Here is a 16,975-nt window from a genome sequence, read left to right as displayed (position 1 = left end):
GCACCAACCGCCCACTCGACCGGAGTCCGGAGATGTTCAAACTTCGCCACCTATCCCTCGTTCACCAGATGGCCATCACCGCGGCCGTCGCCAGCCTCTGCGTCTTTGCCGTACTCATCGGGCTGACCACCCACCTCTCCGAACGCGCCGCGCTTGCCAAGACCGAGGAAGAACTGAACAGTCAGGTCAGGAACATCTCCCGGCTGCTCGAACTCAGCCACGCCAACGCCGTCGCCGACGCCAACAAGGCGCTCCGCCGTTACAAGGACAGCCTGGGGCCGATCCGCATCGGCACCGACACCGTCGCCGCCGGCAACTACCAGCTGCCGGTCGTCCGCGGTGGCGACCGCATCCTGAACGACAACGTCGAGCTGCTCGACGGGCTGCGCCGGCAGATCGACGCCGACCCGGCGCTGCTGATCCGCGCCGGCGACGAACTCGTCCGCGCCGCCACCCTGCTCAAGGACAAGAACGGCAAGAGCACCGTCGGCACCCCGCTCGCCGCAGACGGCCCCGAGGTGAAGACCCTCCTGGCCGGCAAACCCTACACCGGCATCGTCAAACGCAACGGCAAATACTACGTCTCCGCCATCGAGCCGATCGCCGACGCCCAAGGCAAGGTGATCGCCGCCCTCGCCGCCCGGGTCGACGTCCACGGCGACATGGAGCGGCTGTTCAAGGCGCTCGGCGAGGTCAAGTCCGGCTCCACCGGCTACGCCTACGTCCAGGCCCCCAACGCCGACCCTGCCCAGACCGAGTTCGTCTTCCACCCCACCCTCACCGGCAAAAAACTCAGCGAGATGAACCAACCCCACGCCCAGCGCATCCTGGAAGAGCAAGCCAGGCTCAAGCAAGGCATGGCCATCTACGACTGGCCGCGGGAAGATGGCAGCATCGGCCAGAAGATGATGGTCTTCGAGACCATCCCCGAGTGGGGCTGGGTCATGGCCACCGGCAGCTACATCGACGAATTCACCGTCGAAGCGCGCAAGCTGCGCAACAGCCTGATCGCCCTGTGTCTGGCCGGCGCCGTGCTGCTCACCCTCGCCCTGTTCCTCACCGCCCGCCGCCAGATCGCCCCGATCCGCACCCTGCTGACCACCCTCGACCGCATCGGCGCCGGCGACATGAGCGCCCGTCTGCCGCCCGCCGACCCCACCAGCCGCAACGAACTCGACCTCATGAGCCGCGCCCTCGACGCCACCACCGAGCAGGTCGGCGCCCTCATCGGCGAGGTCAAGCGGGCCAGCGCATCCGTGCGCGAAGTGGCCGAATCCGTGCGCGCCAGCTCCGACAACGTGGTGGGCAGCACCGCCACCCAGAACGAAGCCGCAGCCAGCCTCGCGTCCGCCATCGAGGAACTCTCGGTGAGCATCACCCACGTCTCCGACAGCGCCGCCACCGCCCGCGACATCACCCAGCAGGCCCAGCAGCAAGCCGAGACCGGCGGCGACACCGTGCGCCAGATGATCGGCGGCATGGGGCGCATCTCCAGCGAGATCGACAAGGCCGGCGAAGCCGTCAACCTCCTCTCGGAACGCTCCGCCCGCATCTCCAACATCGGCAAGATCATCAACGACATCGCCGACCAGACCAACCTCCTCGCCCTCAACGCCGCCATCGAAGCCGCCCGCGCCGGCGAGAGCGGCCGCGGCTTCGCCGTGGTCGCCGACGAAGTGCGCAAGCTGGCCGAACGCACCGCCACCTCCACCCGCGAGATCAGCTCCACCGTCAGCGAGGTGCAGAACGAAGCCGACCGGGTCGTGGCGATGATCCGCGGCGTCACCGACGAAGTCCGCGACGGCGTGCGCCTGGCCACCGACTCGGGCGCCGTGCTCGAAACCATCCGCAGCGAAGGCGACCGCACCACCAGCGCCGTGAACGACATCGCCGACGCCACCCGCGAGCAGAGCATCGCCAGCCAGGAGGTGGCCCGCGGCGTCGAGCAGATCGCCCGGATGGCCGACCAGAACAACCAGATCACCCGCCAGACCAACGAACAGGCCGCCCTGCTCGAACAACTGGCGACCAACCTCCAGTCCAAGGTCAGCCACTTCCACGTCTGAGCCACGCCCCGCCCAGGCCCGCGCGCCGGCGACGGCCCGCGGGCCCGCTTGCGTTCTGCACGGCCCAAAGGGGCATGCTAAAATTCGAATTTGACTCAAGCCCACCTGGATCGCCATGTTTTCCAAGCAAAATACCCTTGCCAAGGTCGACCCTGAACTCTGGCAGGCCATCGAGGCCGAAAACCGCCGTCAGGAAGATCACATCGAACTGATCGCCTCCGAAAACTACGTCAGTGCAGCCGTGATGGAAGCCCAGGGCTCCCAGCTCACCAACAAGTACGCGGAAGGTTATCCGGGCAAGCGCTACTACGGTGGCTGCGAGTTTGTCGATCTGGCCGAGCAGCTCGCCATCGACCGCCTCAAGACCCTCTTCGGCGCCGAAGCCGCCAACGTCCAGCCCAACTCCGGCTCCCAGGCCAACCAGGCCGTGCTGATGGCCTTCGCCAAACCCGGCGACACCATCATGGGCATGAGCCTGGCCGAAGGCGGCCACCTCACCCACGGCATGCCGCTCAACATGTCCGGCAAGTGGTTCAACGTCGTCGCCTACGGCCTCGACAAGAACGAAGAGATCGACTACGACAAGATGGAAGCGCTGGCCCGCGAGCACAAGCCGCGCATCATCATCGCCGGCGCCTCCGCCTACGCCCTGCGCATCGACTTCGAGCGCTTCGCCAAGATCGCCAAGGAAGTCGGCGCCATCTTCTGGGTGGACATGGCCCACTACGCCGGCCTCATCGCCGCGGGCTACTACCCCAACCCGGTGCCCCACGCCGACGTGGTCACCTCCACCACCCACAAAACCCTCCGCGGCCCCCGCGGCGGCATCATCCTGATGAAGGCCGAACACGAGAAGGCGCTCAACTCCGCCATCTTCCCGGGCCTGCAGGGTGGCCCGCTGATGCACGTCATCGCCGCCAAGGCCGTGGCCTTCAAGGAAGCCGCAGAGCCCTCGTTCAAGCGCTACCAGGAACAGGTGCTGGCCAACGCCCGCGTGATGGCCCGCGTCCTGGGTGAAGAGCGTGGTCTGCGCATCGTCTCCGGCCGTACCGAAAGCCACGTCTTCCTGGTCGATCTGCAGTCCAAGAACATCACCGGCAAGGAAGCCGAAGCCGCGCTGGGCCGTGCCCACATCACCGTCAACAAGAACTCGATCCCCAACGATCCGCAGAAGCCCTTCGTCACCTCCGGCATCCGCATCGGCTCGCCGGCCATGACCACCCGCGGCTTCACCGAGATCGAGGCCGAGCGCATCGCGCATCTCATCGCCGACGTACTCGACAAGCCCAACGACGAAGCCACCACCGAAAACGTGCGCGCCAAGGTTGCCGAACTTTGCCGCAAGTTCCCGGTGTACGGCGCGTAAGCAGGCCCTGCCCAGCCAGCGCAAGCCATGCATTGCCCCTTCTGCGGCGCGGACAACACCCAGGTCACCGACACCCGTGAAAACGAGGACGGTGACATCGTCCGTCGCCGCCGGAGGTGCCTCTCCTGCGACAAGCGCTTCACCACCTACGAGCGCATCGATCTCAAGATGCCGCAGGTGGTCAAGAAAAACGGCAGCCGTGCCGAATACAGCCGCGACAAGCTCCTCGGCAGCCTCACCTTAGCCCTGCGCAAGCGGCCGGTCACCGCCGAAAGCGTCGAAGCCGCCGTCGACCGCATCGAAGCCAAGCTGCTCGCATCGGGCGAACGCGAGATCGCCTCGGAGCGCATCGGCGAACTCGTCATGCGCGAACTCAAGAAGCTCGACAAGGTCGCCTACATCCGCTTCGCCTCCGTCTACCGCGCCTTCGAGGACGTGGACGAATTCTCGGAAGTCATCCGCGAAGTCACCACCAAGCCCCGCGGCCGCCCCCGCAACACCCCTCAGTAATTCCCTGCCGATGACCGCCAGCGCCGACGACTACCGGTGGATGGCCCGCGCCCTCGTTCTGGCCGCGCGCGGCCTGTTCACCACCACGCCCAACCCCCGCGTCGGCTGCGTCATCGTGCGCGAAGGCAACATCGTCGGCGAAGGCTGGCACGTCCGGGCCGGAGAGCCCCACGCCGAGGTTCACGCCCTCGCGATGGCCAGCGAGGCCGCCCGCGGCGCCACCGCCTACGTCACCCTCGAACCCTGCTCCCACCACGGCCGCACACCGCCGTGCGCCGACGCCCTCGTCAAGGCCGGTGTCGCCCGCGTAGTGGCGGCAATGGAAGACCCGAACCCACTGGTCGCCGGCCGCGGCCTTGCCCGCCTGCGCGACGCCGGCATCGAAACGCTGTCTGGCGTGCAGGAAGCTCAGGCCCGCGAGCTCAACCTCGGCTTCGTCTCGCGCATGACCCGCGGCCGCCCGTGGCTGCGCCTCAAGGTAGCCGCCACCCTCGACGGCAAGACAGCGCTGGAGAACGGCGTCTCCCAGTGGATCACCGGCGACGACGCCCGCCGCGACGCCCACCGCTGGCGCGCCCGCTCCTGCGCCGTGCTCACCGGCATCGGCACCGTCCGCGACGACGACCCGCAGCTCACCGTGCGCGCCATCCCCACCGACCGCCAGCCCCTGCGCGTGGTGGTCGATGCCCGCCTCGAAACCCCCCTCAACGCCAAACTGCTCGACGGCGGCAAGGTGCTCATCGCCGGCGCCATCGACCAGCCCGAGCGCATCGCCGCCCTCCAGCGCCGCGGCGCCGACGTGGCGATCCTGCCCAACGCCGGCGGCAAGGTCGATCTCTCGGCGCTGATGCTCGAACTCGGCCGGCGCGGCATCAACGAGGTGCTCGCCGAAAGCGGCTTCAAGCTCAACGGCTCGCTGCTACGCGAAGGCTGCGTGGACGAACTCATCCTCTACCTCGCCCCCTCCCTGGTCGGCGACGCGGCGCGGGGCCTCTTCAACCTGCCCGCCCTCACCAGCCTGCAAGACAAGCGCGAACTCGCCTTCCATGACATCCGCCAGATCGGGCGCGATCTGCGCATCCTTGCCAGGCCTGCCTGAGCGGCCGTTCGCCGCGATTTGCAAACCTTTGAAATAGATCGCCGACAGGGTCAACGTCGGCCTCCTGCGGCCGTTAATCTGGGCACACTTACCCCTGCGCCCAGTTCATGAAGCTCCCGTCCCTGCCCGGCCTCGTCACCGCCGCTCTGCTGTTCGCCGCCACCGCCCACGCCGAAACCGCCATCGTTCTCAATTCGGTGGACGAGAACGTCAGCTTCGTCGACACCCGCACCTACACCGAGACCGGTCGCGCCCCGGCCTGCAAGGAGCCTCACCACCTGATGGCCACCCCCGACGACAGCTCGGTGATCGTCGCCTGCGCGGTGTCCAACGAGCTGGTGTTCTTCGACCCCCGCACGGGCAAGGAGCAGAAGCGCATCAAGAACATCTCCGACCCCTACCAGATCGGTTTCTCGCCGGACAACAAGTGGTTCATCGCCAACTCCCTGCGGCTTGACCGGGTCGACCTCTACCGGGCGGCCGACTTCTCCCTCGTCGCCCGCGTGCCGGCGGCCCAGACCCCCTCCCACATGGCCTTCGACAAGGCCAGCCAGTTCGTCTTCATCACCCTGCAGGATTCCAACGAAGTCCTCGCCATCGACCTCAAGACCCAGCAGCCCGCCTGGAAGGTGCCCGTCGGCCCGACCCCCGCCGGCATCCACATGACCCCCGACGACAAATACCTGCTGGTGGGCATCATGGGCGCGGATTACGTCGAAGTGATCGACTGGCGCGCCCGCAAGACGGTCAAGAAGATCGTCACCGCCAAGGCCGCCCACAACTTCCTGCCGCGGGGCGACGGCCGCCATGTGTTCGTCTCCAACCGCTCCCTCAAGGGCAGTATCTCCCTGGTGGACATGCAGACCCTCACCGAAGTCGAGAAGTACGACGTCCCCGGCGGCCCCGACGACATGGAGATCCGCGCCGACGGCAAGGAACTCTGGGCCACCGCCCGCTTCGCCCGCAAGGTGCAGGTCGTGAATCTCGAACAGAAGAAGCTCTCCCACTCGATCCCGGTGGGCCGCTCCCCCCACGGCGTCTCCTTCATCAGCCACGCCCCGAGACAGTGATGCCGCTCCGCACGGCCATGCGCACCCTCCTCGCACCGCTGCTCACCGCGGCGGGCATCGCCCAGGCCACCGACGCCACTTGCCAGGGAACGGTTTACCTCACCCTCGACACCGGCAACATGCGCCACGCCGAGGCCATCGCCGACATCCTCGCAAAGCACCGGGTCAAGGCCACCTTCTTCGTCGCCCAGGAAAAGACACTGCGCGGCGACATGGCCCTCGACCCCACCTGGGCCGACTACTGGAAAGCCCGCGCCGCCGAGGGCCATGCCTTCGGCAGCCACACCTGGCGCCACGGCAGCTTCCGCAAGGACGAAGCCGACGGCAAGGTGAGCTACCGCCTCATGGACGGCACCCAGACCACCCTCGACCCCGCCCAGCTCTGCGCCGAACTCAAGGCCCCCGACACCCGTTTCGCCGAACTCACCGGGCGCCGGCTCGACCCCCTGTGGCGCGCACCGGGCGGCCGCACCACCCCCAACACCCTCAAGGCCGCCGAAGCCTGCGGCTATCGCCACGTCGGCTGGGCACCCGCCGGCTTCCTGGGCGACGAACTACCGTCCGACGCCTACCCCAACGAAGCGCTCCTCAAACGCGCCCTGGCCCGCATCCGCGACGGCGACATTCTGATGGCCCATCTGGGCATCTGGTCCCGCAAGGATCCCTTCGCCCCCATGCTCGACCCGCTGATCGGCGGGCTCAAGGCGCGCGGCTTCTGCTTCGCCACCATCCCGACCCGATGATGCAGTATCTCACCGACCTTTTCGTTTCCTTCCAGGGCTGGCTGTTCGACACCTTCGTCCAGCCGGTGCTGTTCGCCCTTGGGCTTGCCAGCTACGTGGAGATGGGCTTCGAGGGTATCGAGTTCGTCCTGCTGGGCTGCATCGAGCTGGCCATCGCCTACGCCCTGATGCGCCCGCTGGAAGCCTGGTGGCCGGCCGAAAAATGGGCCGAGCGCCGGGCCGTACGGGTGGACATCGTCTACTCGGTGCTCAACCGGATGGGCCTCATCCCCCTCGCGGTCTTCCTGCTGCTCGCCCCAGGCTTCATGGAGCTGGAGCGCTGGCTACGCTTTCACGACGTCATCCCGCGCCAGCTCGAAGACTGGCTGCCGGGCCTCGACTCCAATCCGCTGGCCAGCTTTGCCATCTACCTGGTGATCCTCGACTTCGCCGAATACTGGCGCCATCGGCTGTCCCACACCTTCGGCTGGTGGTGGGCGCTGCACGGCATCCACCACTCCCAGCGGCAGATGTCCTTCTGGACCGACTCCCGCAACCACCTGCTCGACGACGTGATCGCCGGCGTGTGGTTTGCCTGCCTGTCGCTGCTGATCGGGGTGCCGCCAGGCCACTTCATCGGTCTGCTGATCGCCCTGCGGCTGGTGGAGAACCTCTCTCACACCAACACCCGGCTGGACTTCGGCAAGATCGGCGACTATCTCATCGTGGGCCCGCGTTACCACCGCTGGCACCACGCCATCGATCTGCCGGCCGATCCACGCTTCCGGAAGGGCTGCAACTTCGCCATCCTGCTGCCGATCTGGGACATCCTCTTCGGCACGCTTTACCTGGAGCCAGGCCTGCCGCCGACCGGCATTCACGAGCAGAGCGCAGAGGAGATCGCCGCCCGCGACAACTTCTGGGCGCAGCAGAAACTAGGGCTGGTGCTTTTCTGGAAAGCCCTGACGAACCCGCGCAAATCCCAGTCAGCGTGACCCGCAGACCGGGCACGCCGGATCGCGCCCAAGACGGATCGTCCGCCACTCGGCCCCCAGGGCATCCAGCAGCAGCAAGCGCCCCACCAAGGGGTCGCCGCAGCCAGCCAGCAGCTTGAGCGCCTCGGCGGCCTGGATCGCCCCGACGATGCCGGTGATCGGCGCGAACACCCCCATCACCGCGCAGCGCACCTCCTCCACGTCCTCGCCTTCGGGAAACAGGCAGTGGTAGCAGGGGCTTTCATCCTTACGCAGGTCGAACACCGACACCTGCCCGTCGAAGCGCACCGCCGCACCCGAGACCAGCGGCTTGCGGTGGCCGACGCAGGCCCGGTTGATGGCATGTCGGGTTGCGAAGTTGTCGGAGCAGTCGAGCACCACATCCGCCGCCGCCACCTCGGCATCCAGTTCGGCCCCATCCAGCCGTCTGGCCAGCGCCACCACGCGAACCTCGGGGTTCAGCCGCGCCAGCGCATCCCGGCCGGACTCCACCTTCAGCCGCCCCACGCCCTCCTGGGTGTGGAGAATCTGGCGCTGCAGGTTGGTCAGATCGACGGTATCCCCGTCGGCCAGCACCAGCGTCCCGACCCCGGCCGCAGCCAGATACATCGCCGCCGGCGAGCCCAGCCCACCGGCCCCCACCAGCAGCACGCGGGCCGCCACGATGGCGTCCTGCCCCTCGATGCCGATCTGGGGCAACAGGATATGGCGCGAGTAGCGCAGAAGCTGATCGTCGTTCATTGCAGAAATGGAAGTGCCCCACGCGCCGCCAACGGGCCCCGGCGGGCTATTTGAATTCGCGCAGATCGGGCGGCGTGTCGTCGCGATCACCGTGCGGGTGGTGGGCGTACGCCTGGATGTACACCTCGTGGGACTGCTTGATGAGCCGCTCGGGCGAACGCAGGTTGTGCACCTGCGTCTCCTCGACATAGTAGATCAGCGCCCGATGGAGCCGGGTGAGCAGCGAACGGTCGAGATGGAAACCCGCGCCCACCAGGGCCTCGTCGAGCAGCTGGAGGGTGAAGTCGAGCACGTTGTAATGCACGACCAGGGTCAGCTCGTCCCGGCCGGGCTCAACCCGCACGCCGCGCAGCGCGGCCAGCGACCGATGGGCCTGGACAACCTGCCCCGGCGGGAAATCCTTGAAGCGGATCTCCCGCGTCTTGGCGATGCCGCTGCCAGCGTGGTGCGCGGCGTGATCGTGCTTGCGCCCGGCCAGTTTGTACGCAGTCTCCCGTCGCATGTCGCCCCCGGCTTGTGGGTTATTTGCCGCTATTCTGGAGGATTTGCAGACCCTTGAGCAAATTCACTGCCTGGGCCAGCTGGTAATCGTCCTTGCCGGCGATCTCGAACGGCGGCTTCATCTCGTCGTCCGCATCCTTCGGCTTGTCCTTGCCCTTGGGCGCCTGATCCTTCCGGGGCGCGGCCGGCACCGCGTCGGCCGGCTTGGGGGCGGCGACCTGCTCGACCTCCTTCCCGTTGCCCAGGTGACGATCCAGATCCGCCTCACGCAGCCGCTCGCGGGACGACCCGCCCGGCGTTTCCTCCACGACGATGTCCGGCACGATGCCCTTGGCCTGGATCGAGCGGCCGTTCGGGGTGAAGTAGCGCGCCGTGGTGAGCTTGATCGCGGCGTTGCTGTTGAGCGGCAGGATCGTCTGGACCGACCCCTTGCCGAAGCTCTGGGTGCCCATCACCACCGCCCGCTTGTGATCCTGCAGCGCACCGGCCACGATCTCCGACGCCGACGCCGAACCGCCATTGACCAGCACCACCATCGGCACCGTCTTGATCGACGCCGGCACATTGCGGATGAAATCCTCCCGCGAGCCGCGCAGGTAATCCTCGGGCGAGGCCACGTACTTGCGCTTGGCGTCGTCGGCGCGGCCATCGGTCGACACCACCAGCGCCCCCGGCGGAAGGAAGGCCGCCGACACGCCCACCGCGCCATGCAGCAGACCGCCCGGATCGTTGCGCAGATCGAGCACCAGCCCCTTCATCTCGCCCTGCTTCGCCAGGCGGTCAAGGTGCTGCACCAGCGACGCTGCGGTCTGCTCCTGGAACTGCACCACCCGCACGTAGCCGTACCCCGGCTCGACCACCTTCGACTTGACGCTCTGAACCTTGATGACCTCGCGCACCAGCGTCACGACGATCGGCTTGGTCTCGCCCTTGCGCATGATGGTGAGCACGATGCTCGTCTTGGGCTTGCCGCGCATCCGCTTGACCGCGTCGTTGAGGGCCATGCCCTTCACCGCCGTGTCGTCGAGCTTGATGATGAGGTCGCCCGCCTTGATGCCGGCCCGGAACGCCGGGGTATCCTCGATCGGCGAGATCACCTTGACGTAGCCGTCCTCCGACCCCACCTCGATACCCAGCCCGCCGAACTCGCCCTGGGTGCCAACCTGAAGCTCCTTGAACGCCTCGGCGTCGAGGTAGGCCGAGTGGGGGTCGAGGTTGGACAGCATGCCGCTGATCGCGTAGGTAATCAGCTTCTTGTCCTCCACCGGCTCCACATAGCCCTGCTTGATCGCGTTGAACACGTCGGCCAGATTGCGCAGCTCTTCCACCGGGAGCGGCGCAAGCGGGGATTTGTCCGCATTGGCCGAGAAGTTGAGGCTGATGAGAACCCCGGCACACAGCCCGGAGAACACCAGGCCGGCTTGTTGCAGTTTGCTGCGCATAAAGTCTCCGTCGTGGCGTTGAACGCCCGGCCCGTCGCGATCGGGCCGTGTTGCCCGGGAACGGGCATATTCATGAACGGCAGGAAGTATAAACCTGAAATCCGTCCGTCTATCGGGCGGCGCCACGCCCCCGCCACCGCGCGCCGGACGATACCTTCCGTGACGGAATCGACGGTTTGCACTCTCCACACCGGCACCGCCGGCGGCCACCCGCCTCAGGATGGCAGGCGGGCCGCACCATCGGTTCAAAAGATGCTATTTTATAATATTGACTCCCGCATACCCGAATCTTCGTGAAGACTAGCACCGCCGACCTCATCGCCAACCAGGAGCACATCGAGACCGCGGCCAGGGCCCTCAAGGCGATTTCGCACCCCCTTCGGCTGAAGATCCTGTGCGTCATCGGCAGCGAAGAAGCCTGCGTCCAGGACATCGTCGAAGCCGTCGGCACCTCCCAGAGCAACATCTCCCAGCACCTCGCCATCCTGCGTGACAAGGACGTGCTGCTCACCCGGAAGGACGCCAACCGGGTTTACTATCGCGTGGGCGACCCGCGCACCCTCCAGCTCATCGCGATGATGCGGGAAGTGTTCTGCGGCGAGAGCCCGTAACCCCCTTCCCTTTCTCTTTTCCACCCCCTTCAGCACCGGAGTCCGTTTCGTGGAATTCATCCAGCAGAACTGGTACTGGGCGGCGCTCGCCGCCGTGAGCGGCGCGATGCTCGTCGTCACCTCCCTGCGCGGCGGTCGCGGCATCAGCCCGACCCAGGCCACCGCCCTCATCAACCGCGAGGACGCGGTCGTCATCGACGTGCGCGAGACCGCCGAGTTTGCCGCCGGCCACCTGCCCAGCGCCCGCCACATCCCCCTTGGCGAACTCGCCAAGCGGCTTGGCGAACTCGATAAACTCAAGGACAAGCCTGTTATCCTCAACTGCCAGAGCGGCGGCCGTTCCGCCAGCGCCTGCGCCATCCTCGCCAAGGCCGGCTTCAGCCAGGTGCACAACCTCGAAGGCGGCATCGAAGCCTGGGTTCAGGCCGGCATGCCCATCAGCCGTCAGAAGAAGAAGTGACCATGCAGCCCAGAATCCTGATGTACGCCACCGCCGTCTGCCCCTACTGCGTCCGCGCCGAAGGCCTGCTGCGCCGCAAGGGCGTCACCGAGATCGAGAAGGTCCGCATCGACACCGACCCCGAACGTCGCGACGAGATGATGGCCCGCACCGGCCGACGCACCGTGCCGCAAATCTACATCGGCGACTATCACGTGGGCGGCTGCGACGACCTGTTCGCTCTCGATCACGAAGGCAAGCTCGACGCCCTGCTCAAGGGCGACGCTGCCTGAACACCCCCCGAATCCCCGATTTCTCAACCGGAAAGACCACCATGTCCGAAAACGCCCAACCCGTCTTCTCCATCGAAAAGCTCTACGTCAAGGACCTGTCCCTTGAAGTGCCGAACGCGCCGAAGATCTACCTCGAGCGGGAAGCCCCCCAGATCAACGTTCAACTGCGCACCGAAGGCAACGGCATCGACGAAGGCGTGTTCGAAGTCACCCTGACCGTCACCGTCACCGCCCAGCTGCCCGAAGACAAGACCGTCTTCCTCGTCGAAGTCGCCCAGTGCGGCATCTTCCAGATCCGCAACGTGCCCCAGGAAGACCTGGAACCGATCATGATGATCGGCTGCGCCAACATCCTCTTCCCGTACGCCCGCGAAGCGATCTCCGACGCCGTGACCCGCGCCGGCTTCCAGCCCGTGCTGCTCGCCCCCGTCAACTTCGAGGCCCTGTTCCAGCAGAACCGCCAGCAGGCCCCCGGCACCGACGTTCCGGTCCAGTAATGACGATGCGCCGCCGCACCCCTGCGGCGCTGTTCGCCCTGCCGCTCGCCCTCGCGGCGGCAGGCGCGGGCGCCGCCTCGGACTTCCGCTCCCTCGCGGAGCCCGCCATTGTCTACGACGCGCCGTCCAAGCAGGGCAAGCCGCTGTTCGTGATCCAGCGCCACACCCCCGTCGAGATGGTCGTGAACATCGACCGCTGGGTGAAGGTCCGCGAGCCCGCCGGCAGCCTGCTGTGGCTCGAACGCCGCCAGCTCTCCGACAAGCGCACGGTGATCGTCACCGCCGCCCGCGCCGAGATCCGCCAGAAGCCCGATGCCGGCGCACCGCTGGCCTTCGAGGCCGTGAAGGACGTCGTGCTCGAACTGGGCGACAAGCCCCCCGCCGACGGCTGGGTGGGCGTCCGCCACCGGGACGGCAGCAGCGGGTTCATCCGCATCAACCAGATCTGGGGCCTGTAAACCGATGCGCATCGCCGTCTTTGGCGCAGGGGCCTGGGGCACCGCCCTCGCCCTCGCCTTCGCCCGGGGCCACGAAGTCGTCCTGTGGAGCCGCGAATCCGCCGAGATCGCCGCCCTGCGCGCCGACGGGGAAAACCGTCGCTACCTCCCCGGCATTCCGTTACCGGCCCCTCTGCAACTCACCGACAGCCTGCCCGACGCCGCAAAGGCCGATCTGCATCTGGTGGTCACGCCCCTCGCCGGGCTGCGCGCCACCGCCCGCGCCCTGCGCGCCGCAGCGCCCGGCACCCCGCTGCTGTGGGCCTGCAAGGGGCTTGAGGCCGGCACCGCCAAGCTGCCGCACCAGATCGTCGCCGAAGAGCTGGGCGCCGACGCCCCCTGCGGGGTGCTCACCGGCCCCAGCTTTGCCGCCGAAGTCGCCAAAGGCCTGCCCGCGGCAGTGACCATCGCCGCCCGCGACATCGATTTTGCCCGCCACTGGGTGCAAGCCCTGCACAACAACCGCCTGCGCCTCTACGCCAACGACGACCTCGTCGGCGCGGAAGTGGGTGGTGCCGTCAAGAACGTCATGGCGATCGCCGCCGGCATCGCCGACGGCATGGGCTTCGGGCTCAACGCCCGGGCAGCGCTCATCACCCGCGGACTCGCCGAAATCACCCGCCTGGGCGTCGAGCTGGGTGCCCGTCGCGACACCTTCATGGGGCTCGCGGGGCTGGGCGATCTCGTCCTTACCTGCACGGGCGATCTGTCGCGCAACCGCCGCGTCGGCCTGATGCTCGCCGAGGGCAAGACACTCCCCGACATCCTCGCCGCCCTGGGCCACGTGGCCGAAGGCGTCGGCACCACCCACGAAGTCGCGGCCCTCGCCCGGCGCCTGGGTGTCGACATGCCGATCACCCTGGCCGTCGAAGGCGTCCTGACCGGCACGCTGTCGGCCCGCAGCGCCGTCGAGCAGCTCCTGGCCCGCGACCCGAAGCAGGAATAAACCTAGCCGCCGCCGGCAAAGCCCGACTGGCGCCAGGCTTCATACACCACCACCGCAGCCGCATTCGACAGATTGAGGCTGCGGTTTCCCGGCCGCATCGGGATGCGCAGCCGGCGCTCGTCGCCGAACTCCGCGTGCAGCTCCGCCGGCAGGCCGCAGGATTCCGACCCGAAGACAAACACGTCGCCCGGCTGGAAAGCCACCTCCGCGTAACTCCGGCCGCCGTGGGACGTGAGCGCGAAGATGCGCTGCCCGTCGAAGCCTGCCCGGCAGCTGGGCCAATCCTCATGCACCGTCACCACCGCCATGTCCCGGTAATCCAGGCCGGCGCGGATCAGCTGCTTCTCTTCGAGCGTGAAGCCCAGCGGTTTGACGAGGTGCAGCCGGGCGCCCGAATTGGCACACATGCGCATGATGTTGCCGGTGTTCGGAGGAATCTCCGGCTGATGAAGGACGACATGGAACATGGGCGCGGATTGTGCACGCCCATCCCTGACCGATCAAGCCGGCGCAGGCGTGCGCGCCACCACCCGGTTCTCGACCCGCTCGGCCCCCGCCGCCTTCAGCGCCCGGGCAAACTCCGCCAGCGTCGCGCCGGTGGTCATCACGTCGTCGACCACCACCACCCGCATCCCCGCCAGCGGCGCCGTCACCCGGAAGGCCCCGCGGATGTTCGCCACCCGCGCCTTCCAGGGCAGGCTCGCCTGGGGCGAAGTATCGAGATCGCGCGCCACGCCATCCAGCCGCACCGGCAGCCCCCAGCGCTGCGCCAGCGGTCGCGCCAGCTCGGCGGCCTGATTGAAGCCGCGCGCCTGCAGCCGGGCCGGGTGGAGCGGCATCGGCAAAACAATGTCAGCCGCGGGAACCGGCGCCGCCGCCATCAGGTCGATGAGCAGCCGCGTGACGCTCAACCGGTGGCCGTATTTGAGCGCGTGGATCAGCCTGTCGGCCGGAAAGCCGTAATCGAGCGCCGCCACGGTCGCCTCGAAGGGCGGCGGCTCGCGCAGGCATGCCCCGCACACCTCGCCCAGCGGCTGACCGATGCCGCACACCGGGCAACGCTGCGCCAGCCGCCCCGGCAGTTCGGCCAGGCACGCGTCGCACAGCACGCCGCTTCCGCTTGCGGCGCCGCAGGCAAAGCACTGCTGCGGGAACACCGCCGTCGCCAGGGCGTCCCGGGCAACCGCCAGCCACCCGGGCCGGCCAAGCGCTTGATTTGACAAATCCAGACCCCTTCGGGGAAACTAAAAGGCTTCGTAATTTTGAATTACAGCCAAAATAAGGGTGCCTGACAATGACCGCCACCGCCACCTGCGCTGAAAGCGCGCCGTCCTCCACCCCCACGTCCAAGCGCAAGCGCTGGTCGGTCGCCGAGGTCGAAGCCCTGTTCGCCCTGCCGTTCAACGACCTGCTGTTCCGCGCCCAGCAGGTTCACCGCGAGCACTTCGATCCCAACGCCGTGCAGCGCTCCACCCTGCTCTCGATCAAGACCGGCGGCTGCTCCGAAGACTGCGGCTACTGCTCCCAGTCCGCCCGCTACGACACCGGCCTCGAGAAGGAAACCCTCCTCCCGATCTCCGAAGTGCTCGAGAACGCGCGCGCCGCCAAGGCCAAGGGCTCCACCCGCTTCTGCATGGGCGCCGCCTGGCGCGGCCCGAAGGAAAAGGATCTCGCCCCGGTGCTCGACATGGTCCGCGAGGTCAAGGCCCTGGGCCTCGAGACCTGCGTCACCCTCGGCATGCTGAAGGACGGCCAGGCCGAACAGCTCAAAGAAGCCGGGCTCGACTACTACAACCACAACATCGACACCTCGCCCGAATTCTACGGCCAGATCATCACCACCCACACCCTCCAGGATCGCCTCGACACCCTCGACAAGGTGCGCGACGCCGGGATCAACGTGTGCTGCGGCGGCATCGTCGGCCTGGGCGAGACCAAGAAGAGCCGCGCCGCGCTGATCGCCGAGCTGGCCAACATGACCCCGCCGCCCGATTCCGTGCCCATCAACAACCTGGTGCAGATCGAAGGCACCCCGCTGGGCAGCGCCGAAGCCATCGACCCGTTCGACTTCGTCCGCGTGATCGCCGCCGCGCGCATCACCATGCCCGAGAGCTACGTGCGCCTGTCCGCTGGCCGCCAGGAACTCGGCGACGGCTTCCAGGCCCTGTGTTTCATGGCCGGCGCCAACTCGATCTTCTACGGCGAGCGCCTGCTCACCACCGACAACCCGGACGCCGACGCCGACGACAAGCTCTTCGCCCGTCTCGGCCTCAAGTCCATCTAAGCCCGCCCGATGACCGCACCCGATTTCCAGCTCGACCCGCGCCTCGTGCGCCGTCGGGCCGGACGGGCCGCCGCCGGCTACGGCACAGTCGACACCCTCGCGCGGGAAGTCTCCCGCCGCATGGGCGAACGCCTCGACTACATCCGCATCGCGCCCCGCCGCATCCTCGACCTGGGCTGCGGCCCCGGGGCCGACCTTCCCGGCTTCGCCCAGCGCTACCCGGGCATTCCCCGCATCGCCGTGGACGTCGCGCCGGCCATGCTTGCCCAGGCCCGCGGCGAGACCGGCCTCCTCAAGCGCCTGATGCGCTTCGGCAAACCCGCCGAGCCCGATTTCGTCTGTGCCGACGCCAGCGCCCTGCCCCTCGCCCGGGGCAGCGTCTCCCTCGCCTGGTCCAACCTGATGCTCCAGTGGCTGCACGACCCGCTGCCGGCGCTGAAGGAACTGCACCGAGTGCTCGAAGTGGGCGGCATGGCGATGTTCTCCACCCTGGGCCCCGACACCCTCAAGGAGCTGCGCGCGTCGCTGCCGCCCTCGCAGGCCGAACACCTGCACCGCTTCATCGACATGCACGACCTGGGCGACGCCCTGGTCAAGGCCGGCTTCTCCGACCCGGTGATGGACATGGACATGATCACCCTCACCTACGCCGGGCTCGACGACCTGCTCAAGGCCCTGCGCGCCAGCGGCTCCACCAACGCCGCCACCAACCGCCCCCGCGGCCTCGTCGGCAAGGGCCACTGGCAGCACCTGCGCAGCCACTACGACACCCTACGCAAGAACGACCGCCTGCCCGTCACCGTGGAAGTGATCTACGGCCACGCCTGGAAGGCCGAGCCCAAGATTGCCGACGACGGCCGCGCCATCGTCCGTTTCCAGCCCAAACCCGTCTGACC

The 16,975-nt window shown here is 67.7% G+C and carries 20 protein-coding genes; 15 read left to right on the top strand and 5 right to left on the bottom strand.

Going from position 1 to position 16,975, the window contains the following annotated elements; genetic code table 11:
* Positions 1 to 32: 32 nt before the first annotated feature.
* The 7 genes from ACE3N6_RS00325 (at position 33) to ACE3N6_RS00295 (ending at position 7,828) form a co-directional block, all read left to right on the top strand.
* Positions 33 to 2,066, top strand: a complete 2,034-nt coding sequence (locus ACE3N6_RS00325; protein WP_374243165.1) for a methyl-accepting chemotaxis protein — start codon at positions 33 to 35, stop codon at positions 2,064 to 2,066.
* A gap of 115 nt (positions 2,067 to 2,181) precedes the next feature.
* Complete coding sequence (gene glyA / locus ACE3N6_RS00320) at positions 2,182 to 3,432, top strand: serine hydroxymethyltransferase (protein ID WP_374243164.1); 1,251 nt, start codon at positions 2,182 to 2,184, stop codon at positions 3,430 to 3,432.
* A 27-nt stretch (positions 3,433 to 3,459) separates the two neighbouring features.
* Positions 3,460 to 3,942, top strand: a complete 483-nt coding sequence (gene nrdR, locus ACE3N6_RS00315; RefSeq protein ID WP_153161758.1) for a transcriptional regulator NrdR — start codon at positions 3,460 to 3,462, stop codon at positions 3,940 to 3,942.
* Between the two features lie 10 nt (positions 3,943 to 3,952).
* Positions 3,953 to 5,041 carry a bifunctional diaminohydroxyphosphoribosylaminopyrimidine deaminase/5-amino-6-(5-phosphoribosylamino)uracil reductase RibD gene (ribD, locus tag ACE3N6_RS00310; RefSeq protein WP_374243163.1) on the top strand — a complete coding sequence of 363 codons (1,089 nt, stop codon included), beginning with the start codon at positions 3,953 to 3,955 and terminating at the stop codon, positions 5,039 to 5,041.
* Positions 5,042 to 5,148: 107 nt separating this feature from the next.
* Positions 5,149 to 6,111, top strand: a complete 963-nt coding sequence (locus ACE3N6_RS00305) for a beta-propeller fold lactonase family protein (protein ID WP_374243162.1) — start codon at positions 5,149 to 5,151, stop codon at positions 6,109 to 6,111.
* Positions 6,111 to 6,854, top strand: coding sequence for a polysaccharide deacetylase family protein (locus ACE3N6_RS00300; protein ID WP_374243161.1), 744 nt, complete (start codon positions 6,111 to 6,113; stop codon positions 6,852 to 6,854). The genes ACE3N6_RS00305 and ACE3N6_RS00300 overlap by 1 nt, the downstream gene beginning before the upstream one ends.
* Positions 6,851 to 7,828 carry a sterol desaturase family protein gene (locus ACE3N6_RS00295; RefSeq protein ID WP_374243160.1) on the top strand — a complete coding sequence of 326 codons (978 nt, stop codon included), beginning with the start codon at positions 6,851 to 6,853 and terminating at the stop codon, positions 7,826 to 7,828. The genes ACE3N6_RS00300 and ACE3N6_RS00295 overlap by 4 nt, the downstream gene beginning before the upstream one ends.
* Here the strand turns inward: ACE3N6_RS00295 and ACE3N6_RS00290 are convergent.
* Genes ACE3N6_RS00290 through ACE3N6_RS00280 form a run of 3 tightly spaced genes read right to left on the bottom strand, consistent with a single transcriptional unit; the run spans position 7,820 to position 10,512 of the window.
* A complete protein-coding gene (locus tag ACE3N6_RS00290) occupies positions 7,820 to 8,569 on the bottom strand; it encodes a ThiF family adenylyltransferase (RefSeq protein WP_374243159.1) in 750 nt (249 codons plus the stop codon). The two genes, ACE3N6_RS00295 and ACE3N6_RS00290, sit on opposite strands and share 9 nt — an antisense overlap.
* Before the next feature lie 46 nt (positions 8,570 to 8,615).
* The gene (locus ACE3N6_RS00285) at positions 8,616 to 9,071 is read right to left on the bottom strand and encodes a hypothetical protein (RefSeq protein WP_374243158.1); all 456 of its coding nucleotides are present in this window, start codon (positions 9,069 to 9,071) and stop codon (positions 8,616 to 8,618) included.
* 19 nt (positions 9,072 to 9,090) lie between these two features.
* Positions 9,091 to 10,512, bottom strand: coding sequence for a S41 family peptidase (locus ACE3N6_RS00280; protein ID WP_374243157.1), 1,422 nt, complete (start codon positions 10,510 to 10,512; stop codon positions 9,091 to 9,093).
* A gap of 293 nt (positions 10,513 to 10,805) precedes the next feature.
* Here ACE3N6_RS00280 and ACE3N6_RS00275 point away from each other — a divergent pair, with 293 nt between their 5' ends.
* Genes ACE3N6_RS00275 through ACE3N6_RS00250 form a run of 6 tightly spaced genes read left to right on the top strand, consistent with a single transcriptional unit; the run spans position 10,806 to position 13,795 of the window.
* Positions 10,806 to 11,123 (top strand): ArsR/SmtB family transcription factor, encoded by a 318-nt coding sequence (locus ACE3N6_RS00275; RefSeq protein ID WP_374243156.1) that lies wholly within the window; start codon positions 10,806 to 10,808, stop codon positions 11,121 to 11,123.
* A gap of 49 nt (positions 11,124 to 11,172) precedes the next feature.
* Positions 11,173 to 11,583: a rhodanese-like domain-containing protein gene (locus ACE3N6_RS00270; RefSeq protein ID WP_374243155.1), complete on the top strand. Its 411-nt coding sequence runs from the start codon at positions 11,173 to 11,175 to the stop codon at positions 11,581 to 11,583.
* A 2-nt stretch (positions 11,584 to 11,585) separates the two neighbouring features.
* Entirely contained in the window at positions 11,586 to 11,855 is a 270-nt protein-coding gene (gene grxC / locus ACE3N6_RS00265; RefSeq protein ID WP_374243154.1) for a glutaredoxin 3, read from the top strand.
* A gap of 41 nt (positions 11,856 to 11,896) precedes the next feature.
* Entirely contained in the window at positions 11,897 to 12,352 is a 456-nt protein-coding gene (gene secB / locus ACE3N6_RS00260; protein WP_374243153.1) for a protein-export chaperone SecB, read from the top strand.
* 5 nt (positions 12,353 to 12,357) lie between these two features.
* Complete coding sequence (locus tag ACE3N6_RS00255) at positions 12,358 to 12,810, top strand: SH3 domain-containing protein (RefSeq protein WP_374243152.1); 453 nt, start codon at positions 12,358 to 12,360, stop codon at positions 12,808 to 12,810.
* Between the two features lie 4 nt (positions 12,811 to 12,814).
* Positions 12,815 to 13,795 (top strand): NAD(P)H-dependent glycerol-3-phosphate dehydrogenase, encoded by a 981-nt coding sequence (locus ACE3N6_RS00250; RefSeq protein ID WP_374243151.1) that lies wholly within the window; start codon positions 12,815 to 12,817, stop codon positions 13,793 to 13,795.
* 2 nt (positions 13,796 to 13,797) lie between these two features.
* Here ACE3N6_RS00250 and ACE3N6_RS00245 read toward each other — a convergent pair whose 3' ends face one another.
* A complete protein-coding gene (locus ACE3N6_RS00245) occupies positions 13,798 to 14,262 on the bottom strand; it encodes a tRNA (cytidine(34)-2'-O)-methyltransferase (RefSeq protein WP_374243150.1) in 465 nt (154 codons plus the stop codon).
* A 33-nt stretch (positions 14,263 to 14,295) separates the two neighbouring features.
* A complete protein-coding gene (locus ACE3N6_RS00240; protein ID WP_374243149.1) occupies positions 14,296 to 14,952 on the bottom strand; it encodes a ComF family protein in 657 nt (218 codons plus the stop codon).
* Positions 14,953 to 15,089: 137 nt separating this feature from the next.
* On the opposite strand from ACE3N6_RS00240, the gene bioB reads away from it, so the two are divergent.
* Positions 15,090 to 16,079, top strand: coding sequence for a biotin synthase BioB (bioB, locus tag ACE3N6_RS00235; RefSeq protein WP_374243148.1), 990 nt, complete (start codon positions 15,090 to 15,092; stop codon positions 16,077 to 16,079).
* Positions 16,080 to 16,088: 9 nt separating this feature from the next.
* Positions 16,089 to 16,973, top strand: a complete 885-nt coding sequence (locus ACE3N6_RS00230; protein WP_374243147.1) for a methyltransferase domain-containing protein — start codon at positions 16,089 to 16,091, stop codon at positions 16,971 to 16,973.
* Positions 16,974 to 16,975 lie beyond the last annotated feature (2 nt).

The sequence above is a fragment of the Zoogloea sp. genome (genome assembly GCF_041904905.1).
Lineage (GTDB): Bacteria > Pseudomonadota > Gammaproteobacteria > Burkholderiales > Rhodocyclaceae > Zoogloea.
The sequence above is the reverse complement of the archived record's forward strand: the minus strand, read 5'-3'. Positions and strand labels throughout refer to the sequence as shown.